At 67.9% G+C, this 22,990-nt stretch carries 27 protein-coding genes and 1 tRNA gene; 26 read left to right on the top strand and 2 right to left on the bottom strand.

Features of this window, described 5'->3' with window-relative positions; all coding sequences use genetic code 11:
• Position 1: 1 nt before the first annotated feature.
• The 17 genes from cobM (at position 2) to B5E66_RS13360 (ending at position 14,204) form a co-directional block, all read left to right on the top strand.
• Positions 2 to 760, top strand: coding sequence for a precorrin-4 C(11)-methyltransferase (cobM, locus tag B5E66_RS05785; protein ID WP_087229909.1), 759 nt, complete (start codon positions 2 to 4; stop codon positions 758 to 760).
• A complete protein-coding gene (locus tag B5E66_RS05780) occupies positions 757 to 1,752 on the top strand; it encodes a cobalt-precorrin 5A hydrolase (RefSeq protein ID WP_087229906.1) in 996 nt (331 codons plus the stop codon). The genes cobM and B5E66_RS05780 overlap by 4 nt, the downstream gene beginning before the upstream one ends.
• A complete protein-coding gene (gene cobJ / locus B5E66_RS05775; RefSeq protein ID WP_087229903.1) occupies positions 1,749 to 2,480 on the top strand; it encodes a precorrin-3B C(17)-methyltransferase in 732 nt (243 codons plus the stop codon). Before B5E66_RS05780 ends, cobJ begins: the two co-directional genes overlap by 4 nt.
• Positions 2,477 to 3,220: a precorrin-6A reductase gene (gene cobK, locus B5E66_RS05770; protein WP_087229900.1), complete on the top strand. Its 744-nt coding sequence runs from the start codon at positions 2,477 to 2,479 to the stop codon at positions 3,218 to 3,220. The genes cobJ and cobK overlap by 4 nt, the downstream gene beginning before the upstream one ends.
• Complete coding sequence (cbiE, locus tag B5E66_RS05765) at positions 3,217 to 4,416, top strand: precorrin-6y C5,15-methyltransferase (decarboxylating) subunit CbiE (RefSeq protein WP_087229897.1); 1,200 nt, start codon at positions 3,217 to 3,219, stop codon at positions 4,414 to 4,416. The genes cobK and cbiE overlap by 4 nt, the downstream gene beginning before the upstream one ends.
• 10 nt (positions 4,417 to 4,426) lie before the next feature.
• The gene (locus B5E66_RS05760) at positions 4,427 to 5,791 is read left to right on the top strand and encodes a cobyrinate a,c-diamide synthase (protein WP_242958107.1); all 1,365 of its coding nucleotides are present in this window, start codon (positions 4,427 to 4,429) and stop codon (positions 5,789 to 5,791) included.
• Positions 5,778 to 6,860 (top strand): nicotinate-nucleotide--dimethylbenzimidazole phosphoribosyltransferase, encoded by a 1,083-nt coding sequence (cobT, locus tag B5E66_RS05755; RefSeq protein WP_087229894.1) that lies wholly within the window; start codon positions 5,778 to 5,780, stop codon positions 6,858 to 6,860. The genes B5E66_RS05760 and cobT overlap by 14 nt, the downstream gene beginning before the upstream one ends.
• A gap of 1 nt (position 6,861) precedes the next feature.
• Positions 6,862 to 7,395: a bifunctional adenosylcobinamide kinase/adenosylcobinamide-phosphate guanylyltransferase gene (locus B5E66_RS05750; protein WP_087229891.1), complete on the top strand. Its 534-nt coding sequence runs from the start codon at positions 6,862 to 6,864 to the stop codon at positions 7,393 to 7,395.
• Entirely contained in the window at positions 7,392 to 8,318 is a 927-nt protein-coding gene (locus B5E66_RS05745) for an adenosylcobinamide-GDP ribazoletransferase (protein WP_342394996.1), read from the top strand. Before B5E66_RS05750 ends, B5E66_RS05745 begins: the two co-directional genes overlap by 4 nt.
• Positions 8,315 to 8,647, top strand: a complete 333-nt coding sequence (locus B5E66_RS05740; RefSeq protein WP_087229888.1) for a bifunctional adenosylcobinamide kinase/adenosylcobinamide-phosphate guanylyltransferase — start codon at positions 8,315 to 8,317, stop codon at positions 8,645 to 8,647. The genes B5E66_RS05745 and B5E66_RS05740 overlap by 4 nt, the downstream gene beginning before the upstream one ends.
• A 3-nt stretch (positions 8,648 to 8,650) precedes the next feature.
• Positions 8,651 to 9,265: a histidine phosphatase family protein gene (locus B5E66_RS05735; protein WP_087229885.1), complete on the top strand. Its 615-nt coding sequence runs from the start codon at positions 8,651 to 8,653 to the stop codon at positions 9,263 to 9,265.
• Entirely contained in the window at positions 9,259 to 10,233 is a 975-nt protein-coding gene (cbiB, locus tag B5E66_RS05730; protein WP_164474863.1) for an adenosylcobinamide-phosphate synthase CbiB, read from the top strand. The genes B5E66_RS05735 and cbiB overlap by 7 nt, the downstream gene beginning before the upstream one ends.
• Positions 10,230 to 11,294 carry a pyridoxal phosphate-dependent aminotransferase gene (locus B5E66_RS05725; RefSeq protein ID WP_087229882.1) on the top strand — a complete coding sequence of 355 codons (1,065 nt, stop codon included), beginning with the start codon at positions 10,230 to 10,232 and terminating at the stop codon, positions 11,292 to 11,294. Before cbiB ends, B5E66_RS05725 begins: the two co-directional genes overlap by 4 nt.
• Entirely contained in the window at positions 11,291 to 12,772 is a 1,482-nt protein-coding gene (locus tag B5E66_RS05720; RefSeq protein WP_087229880.1) for a cobyric acid synthase, read from the top strand. Before B5E66_RS05725 ends, B5E66_RS05720 begins: the two co-directional genes overlap by 4 nt.
• Before the next feature lie 91 nt (positions 12,773 to 12,863).
• Entirely contained in the window at positions 12,864 to 13,391 is a 528-nt protein-coding gene (locus B5E66_RS05715; RefSeq protein WP_242955927.1) for a cob(I)yrinic acid a,c-diamide adenosyltransferase, read from the top strand.
• Positions 13,388 to 14,062: a precorrin-8X methylmutase gene (locus B5E66_RS05710; protein ID WP_087229875.1), complete on the top strand. Its 675-nt coding sequence runs from the start codon at positions 13,388 to 13,390 to the stop codon at positions 14,060 to 14,062. Before B5E66_RS05715 ends, B5E66_RS05710 begins: the two co-directional genes overlap by 4 nt.
• Before the next feature lie 13 nt (positions 14,063 to 14,075).
• Entirely contained in the window at positions 14,076 to 14,204 is a 129-nt protein-coding gene (locus B5E66_RS13360; protein WP_242958106.1) for a TraX family protein, read from the top strand.
• Positions 14,205 to 14,252: 48 nt separating this feature from the next.
• Here the strand turns inward: B5E66_RS13360 and B5E66_RS05705 are convergent, their stop codons facing one another.
• Both B5E66_RS05705 and B5E66_RS05700 read right to left on the bottom strand, forming a co-directional pair.
• Positions 14,253 to 14,897 (bottom strand): hypothetical protein, encoded by a 645-nt coding sequence (locus B5E66_RS05705; protein ID WP_087229872.1) that lies wholly within the window; start codon positions 14,895 to 14,897, stop codon positions 14,253 to 14,255.
• A gap of 120 nt (positions 14,898 to 15,017) precedes the next feature.
• Positions 15,018 to 15,092 (bottom strand) — tRNA-Gly (locus B5E66_RS05700).
• Positions 15,093 to 15,211: 119 nt separating this feature from the next.
• Between B5E66_RS05700 and B5E66_RS05695 the strand changes: the two genes are divergently transcribed.
• The 9 genes from B5E66_RS05695 to B5E66_RS05655 all read left to right on the top strand — a co-directional run bounded on the left by B5E66_RS05695 (position 15,212) and on the right by B5E66_RS05655 (position 22,973).
• On the top strand, positions 15,212 to 15,907 hold the full coding sequence (locus tag B5E66_RS05695; protein ID WP_087229869.1) for a DNA alkylation repair protein: 696 nt from the start codon (positions 15,212 to 15,214) through the stop codon (positions 15,905 to 15,907).
• Between the two features lie 118 nt (positions 15,908 to 16,025).
• On the top strand, positions 16,026 to 16,736 hold the full coding sequence (gene pyrH, locus B5E66_RS05690; RefSeq protein WP_087229866.1) for a UMP kinase: 711 nt from the start codon (positions 16,026 to 16,028) through the stop codon (positions 16,734 to 16,736).
• A 75-nt stretch (positions 16,737 to 16,811) separates the two neighbouring features.
• Entirely contained in the window at positions 16,812 to 17,366 is a 555-nt protein-coding gene (gene frr, locus B5E66_RS05685; RefSeq protein ID WP_087229863.1) for a ribosome recycling factor, read from the top strand.
• An 87-nt stretch (positions 17,367 to 17,453) separates the two neighbouring features.
• Positions 17,454 to 18,170 (top strand): polyprenyl diphosphate synthase, encoded by a 717-nt coding sequence (gene uppS, locus B5E66_RS05680; protein WP_087229860.1) that lies wholly within the window; start codon positions 17,454 to 17,456, stop codon positions 18,168 to 18,170.
• 35 nt (positions 18,171 to 18,205) lie between these two features.
• Entirely contained in the window at positions 18,206 to 19,066 is an 861-nt protein-coding gene (locus tag B5E66_RS05675) for a phosphatidate cytidylyltransferase (protein WP_087229857.1), read from the top strand.
• Positions 19,067 to 19,081: 15 nt separating this feature from the next.
• Positions 19,082 to 20,233, top strand: coding sequence for a 1-deoxy-D-xylulose-5-phosphate reductoisomerase (gene dxr / locus B5E66_RS05670; RefSeq protein WP_087229854.1), 1,152 nt, complete (start codon positions 19,082 to 19,084; stop codon positions 20,231 to 20,233).
• Between the two features lie 27 nt (positions 20,234 to 20,260).
• The gene (locus B5E66_RS05665) at positions 20,261 to 21,391 is read left to right on the top strand and encodes a M50 family metallopeptidase (RefSeq protein ID WP_087229851.1); all 1,131 of its coding nucleotides are present in this window, start codon (positions 20,261 to 20,263) and stop codon (positions 21,389 to 21,391) included.
• 17 nt (positions 21,392 to 21,408) lie between these two features.
• A complete protein-coding gene (gene ispG / locus B5E66_RS05660) occupies positions 21,409 to 22,455 on the top strand; it encodes a flavodoxin-dependent (E)-4-hydroxy-3-methylbut-2-enyl-diphosphate synthase (RefSeq protein ID WP_087229848.1) in 1,047 nt (348 codons plus the stop codon).
• A complete protein-coding gene (locus B5E66_RS05655; protein ID WP_087229845.1) occupies positions 22,452 to 22,973 on the top strand; it encodes a GNAT family N-acetyltransferase in 522 nt (173 codons plus the stop codon). The genes ispG and B5E66_RS05655 overlap by 4 nt, the downstream gene beginning before the upstream one ends.
• Positions 22,974 to 22,990: the final 17 nt, after the last annotated feature.

The raw sequence follows: 22,990 nt of genomic DNA, 5'->3' as shown, positions 1-22,990 counted from the left end.
TATGGTACATTTTGTGGGTGCAGGCCCCGGCGCCGCCGACCTGCTGACCGTGCGTGGGATGCGGCTGCTGGCCCGGGCGGGCTGCGTCATCTATGCGGGCAGCCTGGTAAACCCGGCCCTGCTGGCCTATGCTCCGGCGGGCTGCACGGTCTACAACAGCGCCGAGATGACCCTGGAGCAGGTGCTGCAGGCCATCCGGGACGCCGAGGCCGCCGGGGTGGACACCGTCCGCCTGCACACCGGCGATCCCTGCCTCTATGGGGCCATCCAAGAGCAGATGGATGCGCTGGACGCCCTGGGCATCCCCTGGGACGATACCCCGGGAGTGTCCAGTTTCTGCGCCGCAGCGGCGGCTCTGGGGGCCGAGTACACCCTGCCGGGGGTCAGCCAGAGCCTGATCATCACCCGGATGGCGGGCCGCACCCCCGTGCCCGCGGGGGAGGACCTGACCGCATTGGCGTCCCATGGATGCTCCATGGTGCTGTTCCTCTCGGCGGGGCTGCTGGATGAGGTGCAGGCCCGGCTGCTGCAGGGCGCATACACCCCCGACACCCCTGCTGCCATCGTCTACAAGGCCAGCTGGCCTCAGCAGAAGCTGCTGCGGTGCACCCTGGGCACCCTGGCCCGGACCGCCGCCGAAGCGGGGGTGCGCAGCACCGCCCTGGTGCTGGTGGGGGATTTTCTGGCCCAGGGGGGCTACCAGCGCAGCAAGCTGTATGACCCTGCCTTCACCACCGGCTTCCGGGAGGGCAAAGCGTGAAACTGTACTACCTGGCCTTCAGCAGCCGGGGCCTGGCACTGGCCCAAAAACTGGCGTCGGCTTTGGGAGGCCGGGCGGAGCGCTGCGGCGGCCCCGTCACCCTGGCCGGGTGGACGGCAGACCACTTTACCCAGGGGACGGGGCTTGTATATGTGGGGGCCTGCGGCATCGCGGTGCGGGCGGTGGCGCCCCATCTGCGCAGCAAGGAGACGGACCCTGCCGTGGTGGCTGTGGACGAGCAGGGGCATTTTGCAGTGCCTCTGGTGGCGGGACACCTGGGCGGGGCCAACGCTCTGGCCCGGGCCATCGCCGCGGCCTGCGGGGCCGTCCCTGTGCTCACCACCGCCACCGATGCGGCGGGACGGTTCCCCATCGACGACTGGGCCAGGGCCCAGGGCTGTGCCGTGGCGGATCCCCACAAGATCAAGGCCGTGTCGGCCCGGCTGCTGGACGGGCAGGGCATCCGCCTTTACAGCGACTGGCCCATCCGGGGCCAGCCCCCGCCGGAAGTTTGTCTTACCGGCCGGAAAGAGGACTGCGATGCGGCCCTGACCCTCACGGACCCGGGCAGCCCCCTGTGGCTGGTCCCCCGTGTGCTGGCGCTGGGGGTGGGCTGCCGCCGCGGCACCCCGGCCCGGACCATCGAGGCGGCCTGGCAGGCCCTTGCGGCCGGCCAGGGCCTGTGCCCCAAAAGCGTGTGCGTGGTGTGCAGCATCGACCGCAAGGCCGATGAGCCGGGGCTGTTGGAATTCTGCCGCAGCCATGGCTGGCCCCTGGCCACCTATACCGCCGCCCAGCTGCGGGACGCGCCGGGCAGCTTTACCCCCTCGGCTTTTGTAGCCCAAACGGTGGGGGTGGATAACGTATGCGAGCGGGCCGCCGTGCTGGGCGCACAGGGCGGGGACCTGCTTGTCCCAAAACAGGCCGGGGCGGGCGTCACGCTGGCTGTGGCCGCAAGGGCCTTTGGGCCGGATTGGAAGTGGACCGAATGAACAAAGTGTATGTGGTGGGTCTGGGGCCCGGCGGGGTCTATGGCATGACCCAGGCCGCCCGGGCCGCTCTGGAACAAGCCGATGTGATCTGCGGCTACGGGGTGTACCTGGATCTGATCGCCCCTCTGGCGGCGGGCAAGGAACTGCTGTCCACCCCCATGACCCAGGAGCTGGAGCGGTGCACCCTGGCCCTGGAAAAGGCTGCCGGGGGCTGTACTGCCGCCCTGGTGTGCAGCGGAGATGCGGGGGTATACGGCATGGCCTCCCCGCTGCTGGAGCTTGCCCCCCGCTACCCCGAGGTGGAAGTGGAGGTGGTGCCCGGGGTCACCGCCGCCCTGGCGGGGGCCGCCGTGCTGGGCGCGCCTCTGGGCCATGATTTCTGCATCCTGTCCCTGTCCGACCTGCTGACCCCCTGGCCGGTGATCGAAAAGCGGCTGCGGGCCGCGGCGGCCGGGGATTTTGTGCTGTGCCTGTACAATCCGGCCTCCCGCCGCCGTAAAGACCATTTGCGCCGGGCCTGCGCCATTTTGCAGGAGGCGGGCCTTGCGCCCGGCACCCTCTGCGGCTGGGTGCGCAACATCGGCCGCGGCGGCCAGACCCACCGCATCCTCACGCTGGCCCAGCTGCAGGAGGAACCGGTGGATATGTTCACCACCGTCTTCATCGGCAATTCCACCACCCGGCTGGCCGGGGACAGGCTCGTCACCCCCAGGGGGTATCAGGCATGAAAAAGCTGGTGATCTTTGGGGGCACCACCGAGGGCAGGGAACTGTCCTGCGCCCTGGCGGCCGAGGGCATCCGGGCCACGGTCTGGGTGGCCACCCCTTATGGCAGCGCCCAGCAGGGCCGGACAGAGGGGCTGACCGTCTGCACCGGCCGGCTGGACCGGCCCCGGATGGAAGAAGTTCTGACAGGGGCGGCCCTGTGTGTGGACGCCACCCACCCCTATGCGGTGGAGGCCAGCGCCAACATCCGGGCGGCCTGTGCCGGCGCCGGGGTGGAATACCTGCGGCTGCTGCGCCCGGCCAGCCCTCTGCCGCCGGACGCGCTTGACGCGCCCGATGCCTCCGGGGCGGTCCGGCTGCTGGAGCAGACCCAGGGCCCGGTGCTGGTGGCCACCGGCGCCAAGGAACTGGCCGCTTTTGCCCCGCTGGGGGGCGAGCGGCTGTATGCCCGGGTGCTGCCCACCCATGCATCCCTGGACGCCTGCGCCGCCGCGGGCATCCCTGCGGGGCACATCATCGCCATGCAGGGGCCTTTCAGCGCCGCCCTCAACCGGGCCATGCTGGAACAGTACGGCATCCGCTGGCTGGTCACCAAGGACGGCGGAGCCCCCGGCGGCTTTGCGGAGAAGGCCGATGCGGCCCGGGCTGCCGGGGCCCGTCTGGTGGTGATCCGCCGCCCCCGGGAGGCCGGCGCGTCTTATCAGGCGGTGCTGACCCGCTGCCGGGAGGTGATGGCTCCATGACAGAAGTGACGTTGATCGGCATGGGGGCCTCGGCCGCCACCCTCACGCAAGAGGGATATGAGGCCCTGCGGGCGGCCCGGCGGGTGGCGGGAGCACGCCGCCTGCTGGACGCTTTGCCCCCCGCTGTGACGGCGGACCGGGTGCCCGCTGTCCGCTGCGCCGATGTGCTGGCCGCCCTGCAGGGAGCGGAAGGCCCGGTGGCCGCCCTGTACAGCGGGGACACCGGCTTTTATTCGGGGGCGGACGGCCTGGTGGAGCTGCTGCGCCGGCAGGGGATCCCGTTCCGGGTGCTGCCGGGACTTTCCAGCGTGCAGCTGCTGGCCGCCCGCCTGGGCCGGCCCTGGCAGGATTGGCGGCTGGTGTCTGCCCATGGGGTCCCGTGTGACCCGGTGCAGGCGGTGTGCGGGGGACGCCCGGTGCTGTTCCTCACCGGCACAGGGGAGGGAAGCTCCCGGGCCCTGTGCGCCCGGCTGGCAGCTGCCGGCCTGGCCTCCCTGCCGGTGACGGTGGGGGAAAACCTGGCCTGTCCCGGCGAAAAAATCACCCAGGGCACGGCGGGGCAGCTGGCGGAAACCGCCTTCGGCCCGCTGGCCGTGCTGCTGGCCGAATCTGCCCCCCGGGCTCCCCGGCGTGCGCCCGGCTGGCCGGACAAAGCCTTTGCCCGGGCCGACGGCATCCCCATGACCAAGCAGGCCGTCCGGGCCCAGATCCTGGCCGGCCTGGCGGTGACGCCCGGGGATACGGCATGGGATGTGGGGGCGGGCACGGGCAGCGTCAGCATCGAACTGGCCTTTGCCAATGGAGGCGCGCCGGTGTATGCGGTGGAGTGCCTGCCCGAGGCCTGCGCCCTCATCCGGGACAACTGCCGGCGCCATGGAGCCTGGAACGTCCGGGTGGTGGAGGGCACGGCCCCCGAAGCGCTGGAACAGCTGCCCGCCCCGGACCTGGTCTTTGTGGGGGGCAGCCGGGGCCGTCTTGCGCCCATCCTGGACAGGGCCCTCGCGGCAAACCCTGCGGTCCGGCTGTGCATCTCGGCCATCGCCCTGGAGACCCTGGCCGCCGCCACAGCGGCCCTCACCAGCCGGGGACTGCAGGCCCATGTGACCCAGATCGCCGCAGCCCATGCCCCCGGTACGGGGCGGCTGCACCTGCTGCGGGGGGAAAACCCGGTGTTCCTCATCACCGCAGGGAAATAAAGGAGAAACCATGGAATGTTTTCAGCTGATGGCGGCGGCCCCGGCCTCAGGCAGCGGCAAGACGGTGACGGTCTGCGCCCTGCTGGCCGCCCTTAAAAAGCGGGGTCTGGACCCCTGCGCCTTCAAGTGCGGGCCCGACTACATCGACCCCATGTTCCACAGGGCGGCGCTGGGGGTGCCCAGCTGCAACCTGGACCTGTTTTTGACCGCGCCCGCCCGGCTGCGGCAGCTGTATGCCGGGCATCTGGCCGGACATGGAGCCGCCGTGGTGGAGGCTGCCATGGGCTATTACGACGGGGCGGGCCTGACCGATGCCGCCAGCGCCTGGCAGGTGGCCGACACGCTGGATCTGCCGGTGCTGCTGGTGGTGCGCCCCGGCGGGTCCAGCCTGACCCTGGCGGCCCAGATCCGGGGCCTGCGCCAGTTTCGCACCCGCAGCCATCTGGCGGCCATCCTGCTCAACGGGTGTTCGGCGTCCTATGCCGGCCGCCTGGCCCCCGTCCTGGAGCGGGAGACCGGCCTGCCGGTGGTGGGCTGCCTGCCCCGGCTGGAGGCCGCGCAGCTGCCCAGCCGCCATCTGGGCCTGTACACGGCAGGGGAGATCGCCGGCCTGGACGGCCGGCTGGAGGTTTTGGCCCAGGCCCTGGAAGCCAACACAGATCTGGACAGGCTGCTGGAGCTGTGCCGCCGTCCGGCGCCCGAGGCCCCGACAGATCCTGCCGTCCCGCGGCGGGCGGTGGTGGCGGTGGCCAGGGATGAAGCCTTCTGCTTTTGCTATCCCGAGACCCTCGACGCCCTGGAGCAGGCGGGGGCGCGCTGCGCCTTTTTCAGCCCGCTGCGGGATACGGCCCTGCCGGCCGGAGCCTCGGGGCTGTACCTGCCGGGGGGCTACCCTGAGCTGCACGCACAGGAGCTGGGCCGGAATGCCGCCATGCGGCAGGCGATAGCCCGGGCCGTGGAGGGCGGTATGCCCACCGTGGCCGAATGTGGGGGCTTCCTCTATCTGGGGCAGTCCCTGGCGGATGAGGCGGGCCGGAGCTGGCCCATGGCGGGGGTACTGCCGGGACAGGGCCGCCGGGCAGAGGGGCTGGTGCGGTTCGGCTACGCCACCCTCACCGCACGGCAGGACAGCCTGCTGTTCCGCCAAGGGGAGCAGGTGCCGGTGCATGAGTTCCACCATTGGGACAGCACCGCCTGCGGCGATGCCTTTGCGGCCCATAAGCCGGATGGGCGCAGCTGGGACTGCGGCTTTGCCTCCGCGAGCCTTTATGCGGCTTTTCCCCATCTCTATTTTGCGGGCAGTCCCGCACTGGCCGGGCGGTTTGCAGCCGCTGCGGCCGCATACAGAAAGGAACCGCGCTATGAAGCGTTTTGATACCATCGAACAGCTCTGCCGGGCAGCCGGCGCCCCCGCAGACGATACGGCCCGGGCGCAGGCGCACAGCCGCTGGCAGAGCCTGGCCCATCCGCTGGGCAGCCTGGGCCTGCTGGAGACCATGCTGGAGGACGCCGCCGCCCTCACCGGCAGCCCCCGGCTGGATTTCAGCCGGCGCGCGGTGCTGGTGTTCTGCGCCGACAACGGGGTGGTGGCCCAGGGGGTCACCCAGACCGGTCCCGAAGCCACCGCCGCTGTAGCCCGGGGCCTGGGCGCAGGGCAGAGCCCTGTCTGCCGGATGGCCGCCGCAGCCCGCTGCGAGGTGGTGCCGGTGGACATGGGCATTTTGGATTTTGCCGGCGCGCCGGGGGTGCTCAGCCGCCGGGTGGGCAACGGCACCGGCGACATCACCCGGGGCCCCGCCATGACCGCCGCGCAGGTGCGTCAGGCGATCCTGACAGGGGCGGAGCTGGCGGCCGGGCAGGCCGCCGCAGGAGTCCGGCTGCTGGCCACCGGGGAAATGGGGATCGGCAATACCACCACATCGGCGGCGGTGGCCTGCGCCCTGCTGGGCCGTCCGGCCCGGGATTTCACCGGCCGGGGGGCGGGGCTGTCCGATGCGGGCCTGGCCCGGAAGGTGGCCGCGGTGACCCGCGCTCTGGAAGTCAACCGCCCTGACCCCGCCGACCCTCTGGACGTGCTGGCCAAGGTGGGCGGCTTTGACATCGCGGGGATGTGCGGAGCCTTTTTGGGCGGTGCAGCCTGCGGAGTGCCGGTGCTGGCCGACGGCCTCATCAGCACAGTGGCGGCGCTGTGCGCCGTGCGCCTGTGCCCCGGAGCGGCCAAAGCGGTGTTTGCCAGCCATGTGTCGGCCGAGCCGGCGGCCCGCGCGGTGCTGCAGGCGCTGGGCAAGACCCCGCTGCTGACGGCGGGGCTGCGGCTGGGGGAGGGCACCGGCGCGGTGGCCTGCATCCCGCTGTGGGATATGGCCCGGGCCGTCTACGCCGAGAGCTACAGCTTTGAGACCTGCGGGGTGAAAGCGTATCAGCCCCAGGAAGGGGGTCTGTGAGATGTTCACCCTGGTGATCGGCGGGGCGGGCTCGGGCAAGAGCGCCTGGGCCGAGGATTTGGTCCGGGGGTTGGGGATCCGGCCCTGTTACTACCTGGCCACCATGCAGCCCATGGATGCGGAGTGCGGCGCGCGGATCGCCCGGCACAGGGCCCAGCGGGCCGGCAAGGGCTTTGTGACGGTGGAGCGTCCGGTGGACCTGGCGGGCCTGCGTCTGCCCCGGCGGGGGGCGGTGCTGCTGGAGGATCTGGGCAACCTGGCCGCCAACGAATGGTACAGCCCCGGAGGCGCCGGACCGGAGGGCGCCCTGGACGCCATCCTGGACGGCATCGACAGCCTGCGGGCGCAGTGCCGCGCGCTGGTGGTGGTCTCCAACGAGATCTTTGCCGGCGGGCGGGACTATGCCCCGGGCACCGAGGCGTACCTGGAACTGCTGGCCCGGGCCCATCTGGCTCTGGCCGCCCGGGCCGACCAGGTGTGCGAGGTGGCCTTTGGGCTGCCGGTCTTTTACAAAAAAAGGGGGAAGGAACGATGAAATGGAACCGCAGACAAGACCTTGACACCCCGCTGGAGGGCTGGCAGGAGCCGCAGCAGGAATCCCAGCCTGCGCCGCCGCCAAAGCTGTCCGCCCTGGCCGGCCGTCTGAAAGGGCTGGCGGGACGCTGGGCGCCCCGGCTGCGCACGGCAGGGGAGACGGCGGCGGTGGCCTTTGGGATGTTTTCGGCCATCCCGGTGCCGCAGCCCCAGTGGAACGAGCGGAATATGCGCTATGCCCTCTGCGCTTTTCCTCTGGTGGGGGTGGTGTGCGCCCTGGCGTTCGGAGTCTGGGGCTGGGCGGCCGCGGCCCTGGATCTGCCGGTGCTGCTGCGGGCGGCAGGCTTCTGCCTGCTGCCGGTGTGGCTGACCGGCGGCATCCATCTGGACGGCTACGCCGACACCTGCGACGCCCTGGCCAGCTACGGCGACCGGGACAAGCGTCTGGCCATCCTCAAGGACCCCCACTGCGGGGCCTTTGCGGTGATCCGGCTGTGCAGCTGGTTTGTGGCCGACCTGGCCCTGTGCGCCGCTCTGCCCCTGACCACCGAGGCGGTGGGCTGTATGCAGCTGGCCTTTGTGCTGGAGCGGGCCCTTTCGGGCTGGGCGGTGGCCGCCCTGCCCCTGGCCAAACACACCGGCCTGGCCCACACCTTTGCCCAGGCGGCGCCCCGGCGCAGGGCCAGACTGGTCCTGACCGGGGAGATCCTGCTTACCCTGATGGTGCTGGTGCCGCTGGGGGGCGTGTCGGGCTGGGCCATGCTGGCGGCGGCCCTGGCGGCCCTGTGGCGGTATGCCGCGGTGGCCCGCCGGGATTTTGGCGGGATCACCGGGGACCTGGCCGGATGGTTTTTGCAGCGGTGTGAGCTGTGGATGCTGGGGGCCCTGGTGGCGGCCCAGCTGCTGGAGAGGTATTTGGCATGATCTTGATCACAGGCCCGCTGTGGAGCGGGAAACGGGACTTCGCCTGCCGCCTTTTGGGCTGCGGGCGGGAAGAACTGGCGGCCCGGGCCGTCTGGGACGCACAGGAGCTGGCCGCCGGCTGCGATGACCTGGAGGCCCTGGCCGAACGGCTGGCCAGGAAGGAAGTTGTGATCCTCACCGAGGTGGGCGGGGGCGTGGTGCCCACGGACCCTCAGGTGCGGCGGGACCGGGAAGCGGCCGGGCGGCTGGGCTGCCTGCTGGCGGCCCGGGCCAGCTGCGTGGTGCGGGTGTTCTGCGGCCTGCCGCTTGTATTGAAAGGGGAACTTTGAACGATGACCATTTATCTTCTCCGCCACGGAGAGACGATCTATAATACCGAGAAGCGCTACCAGGGCCAGCGGGATATCCCGCTTTCCACCAAAGGGCGGGCGGCTCTGTGCCCGGCGGACATCCGGCCCGCCCGGGTCTATGTCAGCCCCATGACCCGGGCCCGCCAGACGGCGGCGGTGCTGTTCCCTCAGGCGCAGCAGATCATCGTGCCCGGTTTGCGGGAGATGGACTTCGGCACCTTTGAGGGCCGCAACTATGTGGAGATGGAAAACGACCCCGACTACCTGGCATGGGTGGCTTCCAACTGTGAGAGCCCCTGCCCCGACGGGGAGCGCAAGGCGGATTTTTCCCGCCGCAGCTGCCAGGTGTTTGCCCGGCTGGCCGACCAGGCCTTTGCCCGGGGGGACGAGATGCTGGTGATCATGGCCCATGGGGGCACCCAGATGGCGGTGATGGAGCGGTACGCCCTGCCCCGCAAGAGCTACCACGAGTGGTGCGGCCCCAATGCCGGAGGCTTTGTGCTGGAAGGGGACGCCGGCGTCTGGGCGGAAGAACATACCCTGCGCTATCTGCGGACGGTCCGGTACACCAGGGCCGCCGGGGAGGCCGGATGCTGACCGCCCTGGCGGTGCTGGGCGGCTTCGGGCTGGACCTGCTGCTGGCAGACCCGGCCTGGATGCCGCACCCGGTGGTCTGGATGGGCAGGGCCATCACCTGGCTGGAAAAGGTGCTGCGCCGTCTCTTTCCCGACAGCCCCGCAGGGCAGCGGGCCGCAGGCCGGGTCCTGGCGGCCGTGCTGCCTCTGGGGACCTTTGCGCTGGCGGCAGGGGTATGCGCGGTGGCCCGGCGGGTGCATCCCGCCCTGGGTTTTGGGGTGCAGCTTGTGTGGTGCTGGCAGGCGCTGGCCCTGCGGGGCCTGGCCGACGAGAGCGGCAAGGTCTACGACCAGCTGGCCAGGGAAGATCTGCCCGCCGCCCGCAGAGCGGTCAGCCGGATCGTGGGGCGGGACACCCAGCGGCTCTCGGCCGAAGGGGTGGCCAAGGCTGCCGTCGAGACGGTGGCCGAAAACTTTTCGGACGGGGTGGCGGCCCCCTTGTTCTATCTGCTGATCGGCGGTGCGCCTCTGGGTCTGGCCTATAAGGCGATCAACACCATGGACAGCATGGTGGGCTACAAGAACGAGCGCTATCTGCATTTTGGCCGGGCGGCCGCCCGGCTGGACGATGCGGCCAACTACATCCCCGCCCGGCTGGCGGCCCTGCTGTGGATCGCTGCGGCGGCTCTGGGGGGCTTTGACGCGAAAAACGCCTGGCGGATCTGGCGGCGGGACCGCCGCTGCCATGCCAGCCCCAACTCTGCCCAGACTGAGTCGGCCTGCGCCGGGGCGCTGGGGGTGCAGCTGGCAGGGCCCGCCTGGTATTTTGGAGAATATTACGACAAACCTACCATCGGGGACCCGGACCGTCCGGTGACCCCCGGGGACATCCTGCGGGCGGACCGGATGCTGTATCTGGCCGGCCTGCTGGCCCTGGGGCTGGGGCTGGCCGCCCGGATGGGGGGCTTGCTTTTATGGGAGCTGCTATGAGCGAGATCACATTGACCCACGGCGGGGACTGGGCGGGTTTTGCCGCCCGGTATGGGGCCGAGGCCCCGCTGCTGGATTTTTCGGCCAACGTCAGCCCGCTGGGCCTGGCTCCCGCTGCGGCGAGGGCGATGGCGGAATGTGCAGGGCTGTGCGACCGCTACCCCGACCCCTTGTGCCGGCAGCTGTCCGCTGCCATCGCCGGGGCCGAGGGCACGCCCCCGGAGTGGGTGCTGTGCGGCAACGGTGCGGCGGACCTGATCTGGCGGGCGGCCCTGGCCCTGCGCCCCGCCCGGGCTTTGGTGACTGCCCCCACCTTTGCGGAATACGAGTGCGCCCTGGCGGCCGTGGGCTGCCGGACCGAGCGGTTTTCTTTACGGCAGGAGGAGGATTTCCGGCTGGGGGAAGGTTTCCTGGAGGCCATCCGGCCCGGGGTGGATCTGGTGTTCCTCTGCGAACCCAATAACCCCACCGGCCTGACCACCCCCCGCCCTCTGCTGGAACGGATCCTGGCCCGGTGCCGGGCGGCAGGGGCCCTGCTGGTGGTGGATGAATGCTTCGGCGGCTTTCTGGACCGGCCCGAGGCCCATACCCTCAAGGGCCTTCTGGCCCCCGGCGGCCTGCTGATCCTCAAGGCTTTTACCAAGCTGTACGGCATGGCGGGGCTGCGGCTGGGGTATGCCCTGTGCGCCGACGGCGCGCTGCTGGACCGTCTGCGGCAGGCGGGTCAGCCCTGGCCGGTCTCGACACCGGCCCAGGCGGCGGGCCTGGCCGCCCTGGGCGAACGGGACTATGTGGCCGCCGTCCGGGCGCTGATCGGGCGGCAGCGGCCTTGGCTGGCCCGGGGGCTGCGGCGGCTGGGCTGCCGCGTGGTGCCGGGGGAGGCCAATTACCTGTTGTTCCACTGCCCGGCCGAACTCTGCGGGCCTCTGCGGGAGCGGGGGATCCTGCTGCGCGGCTGCGGCAATTACCCGGGGCTGGACGATGACTGGTACCGCACCGCCGTCCGCACCGAAGAAGAAAACAGCCGCCTGCTGGCGGCTCTGGAGGAGGTGCTGGGATGAGGCGGGCGCGCTGCATCATGGTGCAGGGCACCATGTCCGGGGCGGGCAAAAGCCTGCTGTGCACCGCCCTGTGCCGCATTTTCAGGCAGGACGGGCTGCGCTGTGCCCCGTTCAAGAGCCAGAATATGGCCCTGAACAGCTATGTCACCCGGCAGGGCCTGGAGATGGGCCGGGCCCAGGTGGTACAGGCCCAGGCCGCCGGGGCTGAGCCGGATGTGCGGATGAACCCCATCCTGCTCAAGCCGTGCAGCGATGTGGGCAGCCAGGTGATCGTCCATGGGGAGGTGCGGGGGCAGATGCCCGCCGCCCAGTATTTCCGGTACAAAAAACAGCTGGTGCCCGAGATTCTGGCGGCCTACAACAGCCTGGCGGCGGAATACGACATCATCGTCATCGAGGGGGCGGGCAGCCCGGCTGAGATCAATCTCAAGGCGGATGACATCGTCAACATGGGCCTGGCCCGGATGGTGGATGCGCCGGTGCTGCTGGCAGGGGATATCGACCGGGGCGGGGTGTTTGCCCAGCTGTACGGCACGGTGGCCCTGCTGGACCCCGACGAGCGGGCCCGCATCAAGGGCCTGGTGATCAACAAATTCCGGGGCGACCCTGCGATCCTGCGTCCCGGCCTGGCCCCCCTGGAAGAAAAGACCGGGGTGCCGGTGCTGGGGGTGGTGCCCTATGTCCGGGTGCAGATCGACGACGAGGATTCCCTGGCGCCCCGGCTGGACCAGACCGAAGCTTGCCGCCCCATCGATGCGGCGGTGGTACGTCTGCCCCGTATCTCCAATTTCACCGATTTTGCCCCTTTGGAGCAGCATCCGCTGGTGGGAGTGCGGTATGTGGACCGGACGGAGGCTTTGGGCCTGCCGGATCTGGTGATTTTGCCCGGCACCAAGAGCACCCTGGACGACCTGCGCTGGCTGCGCGGGAGCGGCCTCGAAGCCGCCATCCTCAAGCTGGCCGCCGCCGGGGTACCGGTGCTGGGCATCTGCGGGGGATACCAGATGCTGGGGCGTTCCCTCTCGGACCCCGACGGGGTGGAGGGCGGAAAGCCGGGGGCAGTCTGCCGGGGGCTGGGCCTTCTGCCCGCCGAGACGGTATTCTGCGCCCAAAAGACCCGCACCCGGGTGCAGGGCACGGCCCTGGCCGGACCCTTTGCGGGGGCCGCGCTGGACGGCTATGAGATCCATATGGGCGCCACCCGGGTGGAGGGCGCGGCCTTCTGCCGCCTGTCGGACGGACGGGCCGAGGGCTGTGCCGCGGGCAATGTCTTTGGCACCTACCTGCACGGCCTGTTCGACACCGGGGAGGCCACCGCCCGTCTGGCGGACGCACTGTGCCGCCAAAAGGGGCTGGACCCTGCCGGGACGGCCCCTCTCAGCCATGAGGCGTTCCAGCAGCAGGAGTTTGACAAGCTGGCCGCCGCCGTGCGCGGCGCGTTGGATATGGATGCGGTCTACCGCATGATGGAGGGCTGAACCGGAGCCCATCCGGAGGCAGGGACTGCGGTGAGAAGCTGTGGACCGTCGGGCCGCCGGCAGCGGCGCGCCGGACAGAAAGGCAGAACCAATGATGGAACAGACAAACGGCCTCGGCCTGGTGCATCTGTACTGGGGCGAGGGCAAAGGCAAGACCACCGCCGCCATGGGCCTGGCCCTGCGGGCGCTGGGCAGCGGCTGCAAAGTGACCGTCGTGCAGTTTTTGAAGGGGGCGGACACCGGCGAAGTGCCCCTGCTGCGCCGGCTGGGCGCCGAGGTCTACCGGGGCAAGGCGGGGCAGAAGTTCGTCTTTCAGATGGACGAGGAAGAAAAGGCGGCCACCCGGGCCTTGCAGACCCGGAACCTGCAGGCGGCCCTGGCCCGCCCGGCCGACCTGTTGGTGCTGGACGAAGCCTGTGCCGCCTGGGAGCTGGACATGGTGGACCGCGCTCTGCTGGAACAGGCGGTGCGCAGCCGTCCGCAGAGCCTGGAGGTGGTGCTGACCGGCCGCCATCCCGCCCCGTGGATGGAGGAGCTGGCCGACTATTCCACCGAGATGCGCTGCCACAGGCATCCTTATGCCCGGGGCATCGCCGCACGCAGGGGGGTGGAATATTGAGCGGAACCAAACACAGCCTGCCCGGGGACATCGAGCGCACCAGCCTAGCCATCATCGCCGCCGAGCTGGAGGAGCGGGGCATCGCCATTCCCCCTGAAAATCAGGCGGTGGTGCGCCGGGTGATCCATGCCACCGCCGACTTTGACTATGCGGAACAGCTGCGCTTCACCCCCGGGGCGGCAGAGCGGGGCGTGCAGGCCCTCCGGGCGGGGGGCGTCATCGTCACCGATACCAATATGGCCCTGGCGGGGGTCAGCAAGCCCGCCCTGGCCAAGCTCAAAGGCGCGGCCTTCTGCTATATGGCGGACCCCGCCGTGGCCGCTGCGGCCAAAGCGGCCGGCACCACCCGTGCGGTGGCTGCCATGGGCCATGCGGCCGCCCTGCATCCCGGCGCGGTATTTGCGGTGGGCAACGCCCCCACCGCCCTCTTTGCCCTGTGCGACGCCATGGAGGCAGGGCAGTTCCGTCCGGCCCTCGTCATCGGGGTGCCGGTGGGCTTTGTGAACGTGGTGGAGAGCAAGGAGCGGCTGATGGCCGTGTGCGGGCGCCTGGGGGTGCCTGCCATTGCCGCCATGGGCCGCAAGGGGGGCAGCAGCGTGGCCGCCGCCATCTGCAACGCCCTGCTGTATACAGCCGCCGGCCAGCTGGACCCCGCCGCCCGGGGCTGGTAACGGCCGACAGGGCGTGGCGGTTCTGTATCTGTACAACGGCCGGCGGGCCGCCCATGGGCGCCGGTTCGCCCAGTGGTTTTTCTACTGGTTTTATCCGCTCCACCTGCTGGCGCTGGGGCTGCTGCGCGTGGCCCTGCTGTGAACCGGCAAGACAGAAAAACACCCCCGGTTACGATCCGGGGGTGTTTTCTCAGAGGGAAGCGGGGCTGTCGTCGGAGGCTGCGGGGGCGGAAAGGTCCTCTCCTGCGGCCAGCCGGGTCAGCTGGCTGTATTTTTCGGCCTGGTAGCGGCACAATTCCTCGCCCATGCACCCGAGACAGGGCTCGAACGCTTTCTGGAAGGCTTCCGCCGCCGCCAGACGGTCCTTGGGCTTGGCCAGCAGGGCCAGCTTGTCCTGGGCCCTGGCAAAGCAGCGGTCGATCATGGCCTTGCCCACGTGGTTGCGGTAGCTCTGGCGGTAGAGCCGGGCCAGGGTGACGGTGGGCTGTTCGCCCCCGAAGCGGGTGTATTTGGTGCACTCGGCCAGGATTACGAACCGGCCCAGAAGGTAATCGTATTTGCGGAAAAAGGTGTCGGGGTCGGTGGTCTTGTTCAGCACGTCGGCGGCTTGCTTGGCCTCCTCCAGACATTTGGGCGCCAGGATGGATGCGTTGTGGCGGCTTTGCACCGAGACGTTCACCCGGGTCCACTCCGGATTGGGGCGGTAGACGTCCGCCTCCAGCGCCTCGGGGGCGGGGGAAGGCTGCTGGGCCTGCGCCTCCTGCCGGGGCTGCTGCCCTGCCTTGTGGGGAACAAACGATCCGGCCACCGACCGGATCAGCTCTGAAAATGTCATGCCGGGACCTCCCTTCCCATTTCCAGACCATGATAGCACGAAATCCGCCCCCGCGCAAGCGGGATGCGGGGTACGGCAAACGAAAGCGGCCCGGAGACGTTAGTCCCCGGGCCGCTTTTCTGGAGCGGGTAATCGGAATCGAACCGACCTCCACAGCTTGGAAGGCTGTTATACTAGCCGATGTACTATACCCGCACTTGTGGAGGATAGTATACCACGGTTTGGAGCAAAAGTCCAGAGTCAAAATCAAAAAACATGGACTTTACAGCGGGCGGCCTTTTCGGTAAGATAGAGAAAAGAGAGGAGGGCACAGGATGACCGATGCCATCGAGAGGATCCGGGAACGGCTGTTCGCCATGCAGGATACCGATTATCAGGCTTTTCAGGCAAAGCTGCTCCCCACCGTCCCGCCCGGGAAGGTGATCGGGGTGCGGCTGCCCGATCTGCGCCGCTGTGCAAAGGAGCTGGCGGGCACAGCGGACGCGGCGGTCTTTTTGGAGACGCTGCCCCACACATACTATGAGGAGAACAACCTGCACGGCTTTTTGCTGGAGCGGATCCGGGATTTTGACGCCGCCCTGGCGGGGGTGGAAACTTTTTTGCCCTACATCGACAACTGGGCCACCTGCGACACCACCAGCCCCAAGGTATTCGCAAAACACACCGATGCTTTGCTGGAGCCGGTGCGCCGGTGGATCGGCTCGCAGCAGACCTACACCGTCCGCTATGGGCTGGGGATGCTGATGCGCTACTATCTGGACGAGGCGTTCCGGCCCGAATACCTGGACTGGGCGGGAAAAGTGCAGTCGGAGGAATACTATGTGCGGATGATGGCGGCCTGGTTTTTCGCTACGGCCCTGGCCAAACAGCCCCAGGCCGCCTGGCCCTGGCTGGCCCAGCCCCGTCTGGACCCCTGGGTGCGGGCCAAGGCGGTGCAGAAGGCCCTGGAGAGCCGCCGCATCACCCCGGAGCAGAAACAGGCCCTGCGGGCTCTGCGAAAGACCTTTTGAGGCGGCGGGCCCTCTGTGAAAGCTTTCTGGCCCGGAAAGCGGTTTTCCTGTTTACTTTGCGGGCATTTTATTGTAAAATAGGCACAATGAGAATCTAAACTGCGCGGAGTGAATTGCAATGGGACTGAAATACAACCGTATCCTTTTAAAGATCAGCGGCGAGGCTTTGGGCGGCGAAAAAGGCTCCGGCTTTGACGAGGCCGCCATGGACTCGATCTGCGGCGGCGTCAAAAAGGCCTATGACCTGGGCGTCCAGATCGGCATCGTGGTGGGCGGCGGCAACTTCTGGCGCGGCCGTACCAGCGGCAGGATGGAGCGCACCCTGGCCGACAAGATCGGTATGCTGGCCACCGTCATGAATGCCCTGGCCGTGTCGGACAAGCTGGCCCAGCTGGGTGTGCCCAGCGAGGTGTTCACCTCCATTGAGATGCCCAAGGTGGCCCCTGTGTTTGACCGCAAGGCTGCCCTGGCCGCCATGGAAGAGGGCAAGGTAGCCGTCTTTGGGGGCGGCACCGGCAACCCCTTCTTCTCCACCGATACGGCCACGGCCCTGCGGGCGGTGGAAGTGTCCGCCGACGTGATGTTCAAGGCCACCATGGTGGACGGCGTCTACGACAAGGACCCGCACAAATACCCGGATGCAAAGAAATACGACACCCTCACCTTCAGCAAGGTGCTGGAAGACCAGCTGGCCGTCATGGACGGCACGGCAGCCACCCTCTGCCGGGACAACAAGCTGCCCATCCTGGTGTTCGACCTGGCAGACCCCGACAACATCGCCCGGGCCGTCCAGGGCGAGACGGTGGGCACCCTGGTCTATGAAGGCTGAGCCGCCCCTATACTATATGGATCGGGTCTGGGCACGCAGCCCGGCAGGATAAGACAAGAACAGGAGAGAACGACTATGAGCAGCAATACCAAGGTGTTTGAGGAAAAGATGAAGAACTCGGTGGAGCATCTGGAGCGGGAACTGGCCGCCGTCCGCGCAGGCCGGGCCAACCCCGCCGTGCTGGATAAGGTGACGGTGGACTATTACGGCTCGCCCACCCCCATCCAGCAGGTGGCGTCTGTGGCGGTCAGCGAGGCCCGCACCCTGACCATCACCCCGTGGGACCGCTCGCTGCTGCGCCCCATCAGCAAGGCCATCCAGGCCAGCGACGTGGGCATCAACCCCATCGACGACGGCCAGACCATCCGGCTGAACTTCCCCGCCCCCAACGAGGAGCGCCGCCGCCAGCTGGCCAAAGAGGTGGCCAAGATGGGCGAGGACGCCAAGGTGGCCATCCGCAATGTCCGCCGTGAAGCCATGGATAAGGCCAAGGCCATGAAGAAGGCCGGCGAGCTGACCGAGGACAGCCAGAAGACCATGGAGGAGGATGTCCAGAAGATCACCGACAAGTACAGCAAGCTTGTGGATAAGGCCGTGGAGGAAAAGCAGAAGGAGATCATGTCGGTCTGACCGATCCTGCTGCAAACGAACGGGAGGTGCCGTGCGCTGGGAATGGTGCGCGGCACTTTTTGCGATGAGATGAACAGGAGGGATGGTATGCCGCAGCATCCGGAAGAGTTTGCCAAAGGGCTTTCGGTGGGCATCATCATGGACGGCAACGGCCGCTGGGCCAAACAGCGGGGCCTGCCCCGCACCGCCGGCCACAAGAAGGGGGCGGAGGTATTCCAGCAGATCGCCGATTACTGCGACCAGCTGGGCCTGGCCTCGGTGTATTTCTATGCTTTTTCCACCGAAAACTGGAAGCGCCCCGCCGAGGAGGTGGGCGCGATCATGAAGCTGCTGGGGGAGTACCTGCTGAAGGCCTTTGATTACAAGAGCCGCAACAACAAGATCGTCTTTTTGGGGGACCGCACCGCCCTGGAACCCCGCTACCAGCAGCTGATGGACGAGATCGAGCAGGGCACCGCCGACCGCACCGGCATGGTGCTGAATGTGGCGGTGAACTACGGCGGCCGCCAGGAGATCGTGCGGGCCGCCCGGGACCTGGCCCGCCAGGCTGCGGCAGGCACGCTGGACCCGGACGCCATCACCGAGGAGATGCTGGCGTCCCGGCTGTACACCGCCGGCCAGAAGGACCCCGACCTGATCCTGCGCCCCAGCGGAGAAAAGCGGCTGTCCAACTTCATGCTGTGGCAGGCGGCCTATTCCGAGCTGGTGGAGATGGACGTCTTGTGGCCGGATTTTACCCCCGCAGACCTGGATGCAGCCATCCGGGAGTTCAACCGCCGCAGCCGCCGCTTTGGCGGCATCTGACGGGCAGCCGGGCCCGTCCCAGATAAGGAGAAACGATGAAAACAAGAGTGATTACAGCCGTTGTAGGCATCGCAGTGCTGGTGCTGGTCATGCTCACCTTCAACACCCTGGTGTTCAACCTGGTGGTGGCGGCGGTGGCCCTGATCGGGATGCACGAGGTGTATGCCGCCCTGGGCTTTGACAAAAAGGACTGGCTGCTGTATGCGGTGCAGGTGCCCTACACCCTGCTGGTGATGCTGTCCAGTTATGAGATGGTGCGCGGGCTGATTTTGGCGGTGTCTTTTGTGCTGCTGATGTTCTACTGCATCTACCTGGTGGTGCGCAACGGCAGCGTCAGCTTCCAAAAAGTCAGCGGGCTGGTCTTTTTTTCGGGGATCATCCTGTTCTGCTTCTATTCGCTGGTGCACCTGAAGATCCTGCTGCCGGTGGACCGGTACAGCTACGACGCCATTTTCTTCATCCTGCTGGTGCTGTGCTTCGCCTGGGGCGGGGATACCTGCGCCTACTTTGCAGGCCGGGCCTTCGGCAAGCACAAGCTGTGCCCCAAGGTCAGCCCCAAAAAGACGGTGGAGGGCGCCATCGGCGGGGTGCTGGGCACCATGCTGTTCGGGGTCATCATCACGGTGGCCTATTCGGTCATCGCCGACCGCACCGAAGCTTTCACCCAGAGCAACATCGGCGTGTCGATGTATGCCATCATCGCCCTGCTGGGGGTGGTGGCCGCCGTGCTGGGCATCTACGGCGACCTGTTTGCCAGCGTGGTCAAACGCCAGTGCGGCATCAAGGACTATGGCACCATCTTCCCGGGGCATGGCGGCATCCTGGACCGGTTCGACAGCGTGATGTTCATCGCACCCTTTGTTTCGATGGTGATCACGGCGGTATTCTACCGGTAAAAGGAGGGGACAGCTATGCCAAAAAAGATCACCCTGCTGGGTTCCACCGGTTCCATCGGCACCCAGAGCCTGGATGTGATCCGGGCCCAGGGGTATGAAGTGTTCGGCCTGTCGGCCCACAGCCGCACCGATCTGCTGCTGCGGCAGATCGAGACGTTCCATCCCAAGGTGGTGTGCGTCACCGACCCCGACGCTGCCGGCCGTCTGGAGGGCGCCCTGGCTGGCCGTGCCGGCGCGCCGGTGCTGCTGCGCGGGGCCGAAGGGCTGCGGCAGCTGGCCGCCATGGACGGCCCCGACGTGGTATTGAACAGTGTGGTGGGCATCGCCGGGCTGGGCGCATCCCTGGCGGCCATCGAGAACGGCCATGACCTGGCCCTGGCCAACAAGGAGAGCCTGGTCACCGGCGGGCACCTGGTCACCCAGGCGGTGGCCCGGCATGGGGTCAAGCTGCTGCCGGTAGACAGCGAGCACTCGGCCATCTTCCAGTGTTTGCAGGACGCCCACAGCGCCAGATCCCTCACCAAGATCCTGCTCACCGCCTCGGGCGGGCCCTTCTTTGGGATGAAAGCGGACCAGCTGCGGGGCAAAACGAAAGAGGATGCCCTGCGCCACCCCAACTGGAACATGGGGGCCAAGATCACCATTGACAGCGCCACCCTGATGAACAAGGGCCTGGAGCTGATCGAGGCGGTGTGGCTGTTTGGCCTTCCCCCCGAAAAGATCCAGATCGTGGTCCAGCGCCAGAGCATCATCCACTCGGCGGTGCAGTTCAGCGACCATTCGATCATCGCCCAGCTGGGGGTGCCGGATATGCGTATCCCCATCCAGTATGCCCTCACCTGGCCCGAGCGGGGAGGCCCTGTGGCCCCCGAGCTGGACTTTGCGGCCCTCAAGGTGCTGACCTTCGACGTGGCCGATGAGGAGACGTTCCGCTGCCTGGCCGCCTGCAAAAAGGCCATCGCCAAGGGGGGCCTTGGGCCCTGCGCCGCCAACGGCGCCAACGAGGAGGCCGTCAAGCTGTTCCTGGAGGACAAGATCGGCTTTCTGGACATTGGCCGTCTGGTGGAGGCCGTGGTGGACAGCGACGCTTTTGGAGGCAGCTACGACCTGGCCGACGTGTACCAGTGCGACCGGATGGCCCGGGCTTTCGTGCACAGCCACCTGTGAGGGCCAACGCGTGATCAAAGGAGCATTATGACGATACTGATAACCTTTCTGGCGTCCCTGCTGGTGTTCGGCGCGGTCATCGCCATCCATGAGTTCGGGCATTTTGCGGCGGCGAAACTTTCGGGGATCCAGGTCAATGAGTTTTCCATCGGGATGGGCCCGGCCCTGCTGAAAAAGATCGCCGGGGGCACCCAGTACACCCTGCGGCTGCTGCCCATCGGGGGCTATGTGGCCATGGAAGGGGAGGGCAGCCCCGAGTCGGAGCAGGCTCAGCGGGAGCGGGACGCCTGCGAGGACGACGGGGACCAGGAGGACGCCTGCCTGAATCCCATCCCGCCCGAGCAGCGCACCGGCATCCCGTTCCCTGAGGCGGCGGTCTGGAAGCGGGCCATCGTCATGGCGGCAGGCCCGCTGATGAACTTTGTGCTGGGGTTTGCGGTGCTGCTGGGGCTGATCGCCTTCCGCTCCGACCCCATCGCCAGCCGGGTCATCTACCGCATCGAGGAGGGCGCCCTGTGCGGCCAGACCGGCCTGCAGCCCGGGGACGAGATCCTGGCGGTCAACGGCCGGCGCTGCTTCATAGCCAACGACATCGTCTATGAGCTGGTGCGCACCCGGAACACCCAGGCTGATTTCACCGTGCTGCGGGACGGCCGGCGGGTGGAGCTGCCCGGCGTCCGGTTCGATACCTACCAGGATGAGGCGGGCGGCACCCACATGGACATCGGTTTTGTGGTATACGCTCTGGAGAAAACGCCTGCAAACGTATGGAAAGAGAGCCTGAACAGCGAACTGTACTATGGGCGGATCATCTTTACCACCCTGGTGGACCTGCTGCGGGGGCGGGAGAGCATCAACAACCTCTCGGGGCCGGTGGGCATCGTGTCGGCCATCAGCCAGGCGGCCAGCTACGGCCTGACCGACCTGCTGGAGATGCTGGTCCTGATCACCGTCAACGTGGGCGTGTTCAACCTGCTGCCCATCCCGGCGCTGGACGGAGGCAGGCTGGTGTTCCTGGCGGCGGAAGCCGTCATCCGGCGGCCCGTATCCCAGCGGCTGCAGGAGGGGCTGACGGTGGCCACCTTCATCCTGCTGTTCGGGCTGATGATCTTTGCCACTTACAACGACGTGATCCGCCTGTTCACGGGCGGCTTTTGAACAAGGGAGGTGCGCCCATGCGTGTGCGCAAGCGTGAAGTCAAGATCGGCGGCATGGCCATCGGCGGGTCCAATCCCATTGCGGTGCAGACCATGCTCAACGTCCCCATCGACGATATCCCGGGCAATGTGGCCCAGGCCAGGCGCTGCGCGGCGGCGGGCTGCCAGATCCTGCGGGTGACCTGCCCCACCCCCGCCGATGCCCGGTGCATCGAGGCGGTCAAAAAGGCAGTGGATATACCCATTGTAGCGGACATCCATTTTGATTACCGTGCAGCATTGGCCTGCGCGGCGGTGGGCGTGGACAAGATCCGGATCAACCCCGGCAACATCGGCAGCGATGACCGGGTCAAGGAAGTGGTGACGGCCTGCCGGGCCGGGCACATCCCCATCCGCATCGGGGTCAACGGGGGCAGCCTGGAAAAGCACATCCTGGCCAAATACGGCGCTCCGGTGCCCGAGGCCATGGTGGAGAGCGCCCTGTACCATGTGCGGCTGCTGGAAAAATTTGACTTTGAGGATATCGTCATCTCGATCAAAAGCTCGAATGTGCCCCGGATGATGGAGGCCTACCGCCAGTTGTCGGCGGTCACGGATTACCCTTTGCATGTGGGGGTCACCGAGGCGGGCACCTACCAGATGGGCCTGCTCAAGTCGGGTATGGGCATCGGCGGGCTGCTGCTGGAGGGGATCGGGGACACCATCCGGGTCTCTCTGGCCGCCGACCCCGAAAAGGAAGTGGAGGCCGGCTTCAACATCCTGCGGGCGGTGGGCTACGCGGTGGCAGGGCCTGAGGTGATCACCTGCCCCACCTGCGGCCGCACCCAATACCCCTGCATCGAGATCGCCAACGAGGTGGAGCGCCGGCTGCAGGGCTACAAAAAGCCCATCAAGGTGGCGGTGATGGGATGTGTGGTCAACGGTCCCGGCGAGGCCCGGGAGGCGGACATAGGCATTGCCGGCGGCAAAAACGAGGCGGTGCTGTTCGTCCATGGCCAGCCGGTGCGCAAGCTGACGGGGGACAACATCCTGGACCAGTTCATGGAGGAGATCTACAAGCTATGAGAGAGAACGCAACGCCCTGCACCTTCGCCCCGGCTTCGCCGGCCGACCTGGAGGCCCTGCTGCCCTACTACCGCCAGGCTGCAGCCCGGCCCGACTGCCCCTGGAGCCAGGATTACCCTGATCAGGCCACCCTGGAGGCCGACCAGGCCGAAGGGCGGCTGTTCTGCGCCAAAGACCCGGAGGGCCAGGTGATGGGGGCCTACGTCCTCACCTTTGGGGACGAGGGCACCGAGGCCCAGACCTTCTGGACCAAGGGGCTGGAACCCGCCGGCGAGGTGGTGCGCCTGCTGACCGCGGCCCCCTACGAAAACCAGGGCCTGGGCGGGCGGCTGCTGGCCGACGCCGTGGCGCGGCTGGCCCGCATGGGCTGCCGCAGCTGCCGCATCCTGGTGGCGAAGGACAACCGCCGGGCCCTGCGGGCCTATGAGGGGCAGGGCTTTGTCTATGTGGGGCTGGCCCGCCTCTACGGCACCGATTTTGCCTGCTTTGAAAAGCCGCTGGAAGGAGAAACGATTTGAAACCACTGGTATCCCAG

Origin of the sequence: Faecalibacterium sp. An121, from assembly GCF_002160915.1 — a bacterium.
Lineage (GTDB): Bacteria > Bacillota > Clostridia > Oscillospirales > Ruminococcaceae > Faecalibacterium > Faecalibacterium avium.
The sequence above is the reverse complement of the archived record's forward strand: the minus strand, read 5'-3'. Positions and strand labels throughout refer to the sequence as shown.

What these genes read in the sequence shown, in the direction of transcription:
- cobM (WP_087229909.1), top strand. Translation starts at nt 2, where the DNA reads ATGGTACATTTTGTGGGTGCAGGCCCCGGCGCCGCCGACCTGCTGACC.
- cobJ (WP_087229903.1), top strand. Translation starts at nt 1,749, where the DNA reads ATGAACAAAGTGTATGTGGTGGGTCTGGGGCCCGGCGGGGTCTATGGC.
- cobK (WP_087229900.1), top strand. Translation starts at nt 2,477, where the DNA reads ATGAAAAAGCTGGTGATCTTTGGGGGCACCACCGAGGGCAGGGAACTG.
- cbiE (WP_087229897.1), top strand. Translation starts at nt 3,217, where the DNA reads ATGACAGAAGTGACGTTGATCGGCATGGGGGCCTCGGCCGCCACCCTC.
- B5E66_RS05760 (WP_242958107.1), top strand. Translation starts at nt 4,427, where the DNA reads ATGGAATGTTTTCAGCTGATGGCGGCGGCCCCGGCCTCAGGCAGCGGC.
- cobT (WP_087229894.1), top strand. Translation starts at nt 5,778, where the DNA reads ATGAAGCGTTTTGATACCATCGAACAGCTCTGCCGGGCAGCCGGCGCC.
- B5E66_RS05750 (WP_087229891.1), top strand. Translation starts at nt 6,862, where the DNA reads ATGTTCACCCTGGTGATCGGCGGGGCGGGCTCGGGCAAGAGCGCCTGG.
- B5E66_RS05745 (WP_342394996.1), top strand. Translation starts at nt 7,392, where the DNA reads ATGAAATGGAACCGCAGACAAGACCTTGACACCCCGCTGGAGGGCTGG.
- B5E66_RS05740 (WP_087229888.1), top strand. Translation starts at nt 8,315, where the DNA reads ATGATCTTGATCACAGGCCCGCTGTGGAGCGGGAAACGGGACTTCGCC.
- B5E66_RS05735 (WP_087229885.1), top strand. Translation starts at nt 8,651, where the DNA reads ATGACCATTTATCTTCTCCGCCACGGAGAGACGATCTATAATACCGAG.
- cbiB (WP_164474863.1), top strand. Translation starts at nt 9,259, where the DNA reads ATGCTGACCGCCCTGGCGGTGCTGGGCGGCTTCGGGCTGGACCTGCTG.
- B5E66_RS05725 (WP_087229882.1), top strand. Translation starts at nt 10,230, where the DNA reads ATGAGCGAGATCACATTGACCCACGGCGGGGACTGGGCGGGTTTTGCC.
- B5E66_RS05720 (WP_087229880.1), top strand. Translation starts at nt 11,291, where the DNA reads ATGAGGCGGGCGCGCTGCATCATGGTGCAGGGCACCATGTCCGGGGCG.
- B5E66_RS05715 (WP_242955927.1), top strand. Translation starts at nt 12,864, where the DNA reads ATGATGGAACAGACAAACGGCCTCGGCCTGGTGCATCTGTACTGGGGC.
- B5E66_RS05705 (WP_087229872.1), bottom strand. Translation starts at nt 14,897, where the DNA reads ATGACATTTTCAGAGCTGATCCGGTCGGTGGCCGGATCGTTTGTTCCC.
- B5E66_RS05695 (WP_087229869.1), top strand. Translation starts at nt 15,212, where the DNA reads ATGACCGATGCCATCGAGAGGATCCGGGAACGGCTGTTCGCCATGCAG.
- pyrH (WP_087229866.1), top strand. Translation starts at nt 16,026, where the DNA reads ATGGGACTGAAATACAACCGTATCCTTTTAAAGATCAGCGGCGAGGCT.
- frr (WP_087229863.1), top strand. Translation starts at nt 16,812, where the DNA reads ATGAGCAGCAATACCAAGGTGTTTGAGGAAAAGATGAAGAACTCGGTG.
- uppS (WP_087229860.1), top strand. Translation starts at nt 17,454, where the DNA reads ATGCCGCAGCATCCGGAAGAGTTTGCCAAAGGGCTTTCGGTGGGCATC.
- B5E66_RS05675 (WP_087229857.1), top strand. Translation starts at nt 18,206, where the DNA reads ATGAAAACAAGAGTGATTACAGCCGTTGTAGGCATCGCAGTGCTGGTG.
- dxr (WP_087229854.1), top strand. Translation starts at nt 19,082, where the DNA reads ATGCCAAAAAAGATCACCCTGCTGGGTTCCACCGGTTCCATCGGCACC.
- B5E66_RS05665 (WP_087229851.1), top strand. Translation starts at nt 20,261, where the DNA reads ATGACGATACTGATAACCTTTCTGGCGTCCCTGCTGGTGTTCGGCGCG.
- ispG (WP_087229848.1), top strand. Translation starts at nt 21,409, where the DNA reads ATGCGTGTGCGCAAGCGTGAAGTCAAGATCGGCGGCATGGCCATCGGC.
- B5E66_RS05655 (WP_087229845.1), top strand. Translation starts at nt 22,452, where the DNA reads ATGAGAGAGAACGCAACGCCCTGCACCTTCGCCCCGGCTTCGCCGGCC.